Below are 8,166 nucleotides of genomic sequence, written 5' to 3' on the forward strand. Positions count from 1 at the left end.
CCGCGAAGGCGGGAATCCAGAAAACACAGGCAGCTCCCGATCCAAAGCCGTCATTCCTGCGAAGGCGGGAATCTAGAAAACAATAGCCAATCACGGGTTTGGCGGTGGTTGCCTGATCGGGGTGACCTTTGGATTCCCGCCTTCGCGGGAATGACGGCTCCTGGCCGAGAGCGGCCATCCATGGTCTGGATTCCCCCCTTCGCGCGCCTTCGCGCGAATGACTGTTGGCCGAACACACTGCTAAGACGCGTTGCAAGACACAGCGTTATTTTCCCAAAGAGCTCTTAACGGCTTCGATACGGGCTTCACGGAGTCTTTCGCCGATCTCCGCGCCCCGATAGCCTTGCGCAACGACGGCCTTGGCCGACACGCTGTTGGCGGCCTCGAAGGCGCGCCGGAAGAGGGCGGGCTGGGGGAAATCCCTCTCTTCGAAACCGGGGCGCCCACGGGAGTCGGCTTCGCAGGCAAGCAGGAACTGCTCGAGGCGCTCTGGGCGGCGGAAGGCGTCAATGGCTTCGAGGGTCTTCACGAAGGTGGCGGGGCGCAGCTCTTCGGCACGGTGGTAGACTCCGTGGTGTTTGGTGACCACCACGGCGAGATCGCGGTACTCCCTGGGGGCGCGTAGCCGTTCGCAGAGCCCCTTAACCAGTTCCACTCCTCGCTGTTCATGGACATGGTGACTGGGCCATTCGGTCTCCGGGGTCGTGCCCTTGCCCAGATCGTGCACCAGGGCCGCAAAGCGCACCCGCGGGTCGTCGGAGAGCCGGGCCGACTGGTCGAGGACCATCATCACGTGAATCCCGGTGTCCTCTTCCGGGTGATGCTCTTTGGGCTGCGGTACGCCGAACAGCGCCTCCAGCTCCGGGAAGATCCGACCCAATGCCCCGCAGCCGCGCAGCACCTCGAAGAAGCGGGAGGGCGTCTCTTCCCGCAGGGCGTTCTCGAGCTCCTGCCAGACCCGCTCCGGCACCAGGGCATCCACCTCGCCGGCCTCTACCATTTGCCGCATCAGTTTGTTGGTGGTGTGCGCCACCCGGAAGCCCCACTTGCCGTAGCGGGCCGCGTAACGGGCTACCCGCAGGATGCGTACCGGGTCCTCTGCGAACGCAGGCGAGACATGGCGCAGACGGCCCAGTTCCAGATCCTCACGTCCGCCGAAGAGATCGATGAGGTGCCCTTCGCTGTCCTCGGCCATGGCGTTGATGGTCAGGTCGCGGCGCTTGAGGTCCTCCTCAAGGGTGACATCCGGGGAGGCGTGGACCTCAAAGCCATGGTAACCGGGGGCCGTCTTGCGTTCGGTTCGCGCCAGGGCGTACTCCTCACCGGTTTTCGGGTGCAGAAAGACCGGGAAATCCTTGCCGACCGGCTTGAAGCCTTTCTCCAGCATCTCTTCCGGCGTGGCTCCAACCACTACCCAGTCCCGATCGCGGGGCTGTTGCCCGAGGAGTTTGTCGCGGACAGCGCCGCCGACAAGATAGACCTGCATGTAATCCACCATCGGTGTTCAAGGGATGCTCATTCTCCCGCAAAGCAGAACCACGGGGAACACGGGACTCACGTCCCGTGTTCGCAATGGCTGTACCGGCAACGGACCGTTAGCGGCGGCGCGAACGCAGGCGGGCGATATACGCGCGCTGATCCTGTTCGCCAAGGTACGTCGGCACGATGCTCTCCACGGAGGCGGGGGTGATGCCGAATACCTCCGGAAAAGGCCCTTCGCAGACATTGTCCCGCTGCATGGAAAGGTAGTTGTCCTTCGAAAAGGGTTTGCCGGGCATACGCTCCAGGAGCATTGCCTGCATGCGGGAAAGGGTGTCGTTGAGACCAACCACCTTCCGCTTCAGGCCGAGACTTTGCGCCGTGAATTCCACCAACTCCTTCAGGGTGTAGACGTGCGGCCCGCAGAGGTCGTAGCGCTGACCGTAGGTGCGCGAATTATCGATGGCCCGGGCATAGGCTTCAGCGACATCACCGACGTAGACCGGTGCGTAGCGCGCCTGCGGACACGCCAGCGGAAAAATGCCGGGCGTGCGGCGCAACAGACTGGCGAACCGGTTGAAAAAGGAGTCGCCCGGACCGTAGATCACCGACGGGCGGAAGCTGGTCACGCGAATGCTGGCCGCCGAATGGGCCACGTTCTCCCCTTCCCCCTTGGTACGCTGGTAGTGACTCATCCCGTAGGCCGCATCAGCCCCCAGAGCACTCATGTGCAGCAGCCGCCGGATGCCTTTGGAGAGGCAGGCGTCGACCAGCCGCCGCGGAAAATCCACATGGATCCTGGTGAAGCCCTTGCCGCCCCTGTCGCGTTCATTGAGGATGCCCACCAGATTGATAACGACATCGACACCCTCCAGCACTTCATCGAGGCTCTTGGGGTCGAAGATATTGGCTTCCGCCATTTCCAGTGAGGGCAGTACCCAGAGGTCGTGGTGGCGTTCCCTGTTTCGGGTGACCACCCGCAAGTGGTGCCGGTCGGCAGTGAGCCGTGTCAGCAGGTGACTGCCGACAAACCCGGTGCCCCCGAATATGCAGATACGGTGCGGACGGCGTTGCGGTTCCATTTTGATGGCACTCCTTCCGGTCGAAAGCCGTAGCATTTGACCTAAACACTATACTAGGATTTGTCTCCTATCCCGATAAACACAATCACCCCTTTCTTCAAGGTATGCGGTTTTCCGGTATGGTCTATCACAAAATGCAAAAACGGGGAGAATGGCATGGCGTTCACTTCAGTCAATCCGGCCACCGGCGAGACACTCGCCGAAGTCGCCTATTGGGATGCCACCAGGTTGGACTCGGTCTTGCAGCAGGTCGCCGATGCCACGCCCGGCTGGGCGGCGACACCTGTGGAGGGGCGAGCTCTCCTGATCCGCCGGTTGGGCGAGATACTGCGGGAACAGCGGGATCAACTGGCGGTCATCATCACCCGTGAGATGGGAAAGTTGATCGGTGAGGCGCGCGGGGAAATCGACAAGTGCGCGTGGCTTTGCGACTACTATGCCGAATCGGGCCCGGGTTTTCTGGCCGATGAACTTCTGGAGTCCGATGCGACCCGCAGTATGGTGGTCTATCAGCCGTTGGGCACCATATTGGCGGTAATGCCCTGGAATTTCCCCTTCTGGCAGGTGTTTCGTTTTGCGGTGCCCGGGCTGCTGGCGGGCAATACCGGACTGCTCAAACACGCCTCCAATGTACCCCAATGTGCCAAAAGCATCGAAAACCTGTTTATCGAGGCGGGCTTTCCCGAAGGGGTTTTTCGCTCGTTGATGATCGGCGCCTCGCAGGTGGAGAGTGTGATCGCCGACCCGCGTGTTCAGGCGGTAACCCTGACCGGTAGCGATTCGGCGGGACGGAAGGTGGCCGCCGCCGCCGGAGCCCATCTCAAGAAAAGTGTCCTGGAACTGGGCGGCTCCGATCCTTTTGTCGTACTGAAAGATGCCGACCTGGATGGCGCCGCCAAAGCAGCCGTCACCTCCCGGTTCCTGAACGGCGGCCAGAGTTGCATTGCGGCCAAGCGTTTTATCCTTGTGGATGACGTGGCAAAAATCTTTCTCGAACGCTTCAAGGCGGGTGTCGAGGCCCTCGTCCCGGGTGACCCGATGACCGCACAGGCCACGCTGCCCCCCATGGCCCGTACCGACCTGCGCGACGACCTTCACAAGCAGGTCGTCGCCAGTATCGAACAGGGCGCGGAGGCGGTCACCGGCTGCCGACCATTGGAGGGAGAGGGCGCCTTCTACGCCGCCTCGATCCTCGACCGGGTGAAGCCGGGTATGCCCGCCTATGCCGAGGAGCTGTTCGGACCCGTGGCCATTGTCCTGCGTGCCCGCGACGAGGCCGATGCCCTGCGGCTCGCCAATGACTCTCCGTTCGGGTTGGGTGGCTGCGTATGGAGCGCCGATGCCCAAAGGGGCGAAGCGTTCGCGCGCGCCCTGGAGTGCGGCTGCGCCTTCGTCAACGGTATGGTAAAAAGTGATCCGCGCCTGCCCTTCGGCGGCATCAAGCAGTCCGGCTACGGCCGTGAACTCTCGCGCCACGGCATCCGCGAATTCGTCAACGCCAAAACGATCTGGATCAGGTGACGGTGAGTGGCGAGTTGCTAGTGGCTAGTAGATAGTGGCTAGTAGATAGTAGAGGATAGTAGTAGATAGTGGATAGTGGAAGTAGATAGTGGCTAGTGGCTAGTGGCTAGTGGCTAGTGGCTAGTGGCTAGTGGATAGTGGATTGGATAGTGGATAGTGGCTAGTGGGTAGTGGATAGTGGATAGGATAAAAAATCTAGCTGCTAGCCACTCACTTCCTAGCCACTCGCTACTAGCCACTAGCAGTTCCTAGCCACTAGCCACTAGCCACTAGCCACTAGCCACTATCTACTAGCCTACCATGCCCGATATTTACCTCTATCTCGCTGTCGGCGCCTTTGCCGGCGTTCTGGCCGGTCTGTTCGGAGTCGGTGGCGGGCTGGTCATCGTCCCCGTCCTGGCCTTCGCTTTCGCACGTGCGGGGATCGCACCGGAGGTGCTGATGCATCTGGCAATCGGCTCCTCACTCGCTACGATCGTATTTACATCCCTCGCTTCCGTGCGTGCCCACCATCGTCGCGGGGCCGTGCAGTGGCGACTGGTTGGACGTCTCGCGCCGGGGATCGTGGTGGGTGCCCTGCTGGGGGCGATGATTGCTGATTGGTTGCCTGGCACAGGACTGCGACGTATCTTCGGGATCTTCGAGCTGGCCGTTGCGGTTCAGCTGGGGTTGGGGCTGAAACCCGCCCCGCACCGCACACTGCCGGGAACTCCGGGGCTGTTTGCGGCGGGTGGCGTTATAGGTACCGTTTCCGCGATTGTGGGGATCGGCGGCGGCACGCTAACGGTGCCGTTTTTGACCTGGAATAATGTGGCGATACGCAACGCCGTGGCCACCTCCGCGGCCTGCGGAATGCCTATTGCCCTGGCCGGTGCGATCGGCTTTGCCGCAGCCGGCTGGGGTGAGTCCGCGCTTCCTGCGGCCAGTACCGGTTACCTGTACTGGCCGGCGATAGGGGGCGTGGTTGCCGCCAGCATGCTGTTCGCCCCGCTGGGGGCGCGCCTCGCCCATACTCTGCCGGGTGACGTCCTTAAGCGACTGTTCGCCCTTTTCCTGGCCGGATTGGGCGTCTATATGCTCATTTGAAAGCTGGGAATCTATGCGATTCGGGTCATGGGTGCTTCTGCTGATTCTGCTCAGTAGTGCGGCAGACGCCGCCGAACGGATTGCCGATATCCGTTTCGAGGGCAACCGCGTGACCAAAGACCACATCCTGATGCAGGAGATGACGGTCACTGTAGGTGACATCGCCAACCGCGAAGCCATCGAAAACTCGCGTCAGGCCGTCATGAACCTGGGCCTGTTCGAATGGGTCCGTTGGGAACTGACCGAGGCGGCCAACGGCCTCCTGCTGACTATCTCCGTCAAGGAAAAATACTACGTGCTCCCCCTGCCGCGGCTCGATGGCGATCCCGATGGAAGTTACAGCTATGGTGCCGACCTGCGCCTGGACAACATTGGCGGTCTGAACCAGCGGCTGAAGCTCATCCTGGATAATTCATCCCATGTGAATGATAAGGATGCACTCAAGCGCGAACTTTCGGCCGAGTACAGCTATCCCCGAATTGAGGGGAGCTCCTATAACCTGAATGCAGATTTTGAGATCGAGCGCAGGGAATTCGACATCCTCGAAGAGAGCACCGAGGCCCGCTATCGGCGCGAGTCCCGGCGGATTGGCGTAGAGGTTTCGCGATGGCTGGATACTTTCGGTCCCTCTCGCGGCTGGCGAATCGGTGGTGGATACACCCTTGAGCAGCGGGATTTTTCGAGGCTCTCCGGCGCGAGTCTCCGGGAGGATGACCAGGCGGTGGCACTCAGCGGCTCGATCCTCTTCGACGCTCTGCAGGACCATGGTTACTACCGCAGCGGTGGCGTTACTGGCTATCAGGCAAATGTCGGGCTCAAGGAGCTGGGTTCCGACTATTTTTACAATCGCCACACGGTGTTTTACCGCCGTTATCACGCTTACGGTGACGGTCACAATCTCAACTGGCAGCTGCGGTTCGGGGCGGCCAAAGGTCGCAGGTTCGAGGGGCTCGCCTATGAGATTGGTGGCGCGGATACCCTGCGGGGCTACGATTCTGTGGACGGCAATGCGATGGCGCTTGCCAATATCGAGTACCTGAAGCCGTTATGGCGCAGGCTGCGTGGAGTATTATTTGCGGACGTCGGAAACGTCTATCCGGACCTCGGCGATACGGATCTCACTGATTTGCGCACGGGTGCCGGGTTGGGGCTGCGCTGGGACGTGACATGGTTCGTCGATCTTTCCCTGCGCGTGGACGTGGCATACGGTTTCGACACCAAGGAGGTTCAGAGTTATGCCGGCACCAGTCGGACCTTTTAGTGACCGAACTATGACGAATTCGGCGGGATACGAGCTGTTTCCCCATGAGGCGGATATGGGGGTGCGGGGCTGGGGAGGTACGCCCGAGACTGCTTTCGAGCAGGCGGGGCTCGCGATGACCGCGGTAGTGACCGATCCGGTGTCGGTGCGTCCTGAGACTGCAGTGGCGATCCGCTGCGAGGCTCCGGATCTGGAACTGTTGCTGGTCGACTGGCTGAACGCCCTGATCTACGAGATGGCCACGCGCAATCTGCTGTTCAGCCGATTCGATGTCTGCATCGAGGGGTCGCGTCTCTCCGGCAGTGCATGGGGTGAGCCGGTGGATGCGGAGCGGCATGGGCCGGCGGTCGAGATCAAGGGGGCCACTTATACGGATTTGCGGGTCTTCCGGGAGTCCGAACGCTGGATTGCGCAGACCATCATCGATGTCTGAATGTAAAGAGGGGCAGGGACTATACCGCTCACTTCTAGGAGCCTGTCGCAACAAGAGGGACGGCAATGGCTATTTCTGGGCTGGAACGACGCTCCGAGTATGAATGGGTCATTCCGAAAACGGGGCCCATGCGGGTTCCCGGGGTGATCTACGCCAGCGAATCGCTGGTCGACGTTATGGATGCCAAGGTCTTCGAACAGGTCCGCAATGTCGCCTCGCTACCCGGCATTGTGGGTGCGAGCTATGCCATGCCGGATGCCCATTGGGGCTACGGCTTTCCGATCGGCGGGGTGGCAGCATTCGACCCGACGGCGGGCGGGGTGATTTCGGCCGGGGGCGTGGGATTTGACATCTCCTGCGGCGTTCGGACACTGCGAACCGGGATGACCCGGGCGCAGCTCGAAGCCGGCAAGGAGCGGCTTGCCAATGAGCTGTTCCGTGCCATCCCGGCAGGCGTCGGCAGTACCTCCAGCATTCGGCTGACTGGTCGGGAAATGGATGACATGCTGGCGGGAGGCGCACGCTGGGCCGTGGAGAACGGTTTTGGATGGCCAGAGGACCTGGTTCGGATAGAGGAACACGGCTGTATGGCCGGCGCGGAGCCCTCGGCTGTCTCCCAAAGGGCCAAACAGCGTCAACGGGACGAAATGGGAACCCTCGGTTCGGGTAACCACTACCTGGAGGTCCAGCGCGTGGTGGAGCGCTACGATCCGGAGGTGGCGGCGGCCTTTGGTCTGGTCGAAGATGAGATCGTAGTGAGCATCCACTGCGGCTCTCGGGGTCTCGGTCATCAGATCGGCACCGAATTTCTCCGGGAAATGGCCGTTGCCGCGCCAGCTTTGGGCATTGAACTGCCCGACAGGGAGCTTGCCTGTGCCCCCATCGAGTCGTCTTTGGGCCAAAAATACCTGGGGGCAATGCGGGCCGGCATCAATTGCGCCCTTGCCAATCGACAGATCCTCACTCAAATGACCCGGGATGCCTTTGCAAGAGTCTTTCCCGGGGCACGACTGGAATTGATCTATGACGTTTCCCACAACACCTGCAAGGCGGAAGAGCATTCCATCGGTGGCCGCAAGCGCCGTCTTTTCGTTCACCGCAAAGGGGCGACCCGGGCCTATGGACCCGGCCATCCGGAGCTCCCCGAAGGTTACCGAAAAGCAGGGCAGCCGGTGATCATCGGCGGTTCCATGGGCACCGCCTCGTACATCCTGGCCGGCACGCAGGAGAGTGAACAGCGCGCCTTCAGCTCTGCCTGCCACGGCGCCGGCCGCGCCATGAGTCGGCATGCGGCTACCCGTGAG

General features: G+C 61.6%; 7 protein-coding genes. 5 read left to right on the top strand and 2 right to left on the bottom strand.

Annotation, left to right across the window (positions count from 1 at the left end; translation table 11 throughout):
• Positions 1 to 265: 265 nt before the first annotated feature.
• Both Q7L05_RS16215 and Q7L05_RS16220 read right to left on the bottom strand, forming a co-directional pair.
• Positions 266 to 1,486 carry a multifunctional CCA addition/repair protein gene (locus tag Q7L05_RS16215; protein WP_303909154.1) on the bottom strand — a complete coding sequence of 407 codons (1,221 nt, stop codon included), beginning with the start codon at positions 1,484 to 1,486 and terminating at the stop codon, positions 266 to 268.
• A gap of 109 nt (positions 1,487 to 1,595) precedes the next feature.
• Positions 1,596 to 2,561 (bottom strand): complex I NDUFA9 subunit family protein, encoded by a 966-nt coding sequence (locus tag Q7L05_RS16220; protein WP_303909156.1) that lies wholly within the window; start codon positions 2,559 to 2,561, stop codon positions 1,596 to 1,598.
• A 156-nt stretch (positions 2,562 to 2,717) separates the two neighbouring features.
• On the opposite strand from Q7L05_RS16220, the gene Q7L05_RS16225 reads away from it, so the two are divergent.
• The 5 genes from Q7L05_RS16225 to Q7L05_RS16245 all read left to right on the top strand — a co-directional run.
• Entirely contained in the window at positions 2,718 to 4,082 is a 1,365-nt protein-coding gene (locus Q7L05_RS16225; protein ID WP_303909158.1) for an NAD-dependent succinate-semialdehyde dehydrogenase, read from the top strand.
• A gap of 300 nt (positions 4,083 to 4,382) precedes the next feature.
• Positions 4,383 to 5,168 (top strand): sulfite exporter TauE/SafE family protein, encoded by a 786-nt coding sequence (locus tag Q7L05_RS16230; protein ID WP_303909161.1) that lies wholly within the window; start codon positions 4,383 to 4,385, stop codon positions 5,166 to 5,168.
• Positions 5,169 to 5,181: 13 nt separating this feature from the next.
• Positions 5,182 to 6,429 carry a BamA/TamA family outer membrane protein gene (locus Q7L05_RS16235; RefSeq protein ID WP_303909164.1) on the top strand — a complete coding sequence of 416 codons (1,248 nt, stop codon included), beginning with the start codon at positions 5,182 to 5,184 and terminating at the stop codon, positions 6,427 to 6,429.
• A 10-nt stretch (positions 6,430 to 6,439) separates the two neighbouring features.
• On the top strand, positions 6,440 to 6,862 hold the full coding sequence (locus Q7L05_RS16240; RefSeq protein WP_303909167.1) for an archease: 423 nt from the start codon (positions 6,440 to 6,442) through the stop codon (positions 6,860 to 6,862).
• 65 nt (positions 6,863 to 6,927) lie between these two features.
• Positions 6,928 to 8,166, top strand: a 1,239-nt coding sequence (locus tag Q7L05_RS16245; RefSeq protein WP_303909170.1) for an RtcB family protein, incomplete at its 3' end; no start/stop codon positions are given.

The organism is Thiohalomonas denitrificans (assembly GCF_016841685.1).
In the GTDB taxonomy this organism is placed as follows: domain Bacteria; phylum Pseudomonadota; class Gammaproteobacteria; order Thiohalomonadales; family Thiohalomonadaceae; genus Thiohalomonas; species Thiohalomonas denitrificans_A.

Bases quoted from the DNA above. Each gene is read 5' to 3' on its own strand.
- Q7L05_RS16240 (WP_303909167.1), top strand. From the start codon at position 6,440: ATGACGAATTCGGCGGGATACGAGCTGTTTCCCCATGAGGCGGATATG.
- Q7L05_RS16230 (WP_303909161.1), top strand. From the start codon at position 4,383: ATGCCCGATATTTACCTCTATCTCGCTGTCGGCGCCTTTGCCGGCGTT.
- Q7L05_RS16220 (WP_303909156.1), bottom strand. From the start codon at position 2,561: ATGGAACCGCAACGCCGTCCGCACCGTATCTGCATATTCGGGGGCACC.
- Q7L05_RS16235 (WP_303909164.1), top strand. From the start codon at position 5,182: ATGCGATTCGGGTCATGGGTGCTTCTGCTGATTCTGCTCAGTAGTGCG.
- Q7L05_RS16215 (WP_303909154.1), bottom strand. From the start codon at position 1,486: ATGCAGGTCTATCTTGTCGGCGGCGCTGTCCGCGACAAACTCCTCGGG.
- Q7L05_RS16225 (WP_303909158.1), top strand. From the start codon at position 2,718: ATGGCGTTCACTTCAGTCAATCCGGCCACCGGCGAGACACTCGCCGAA.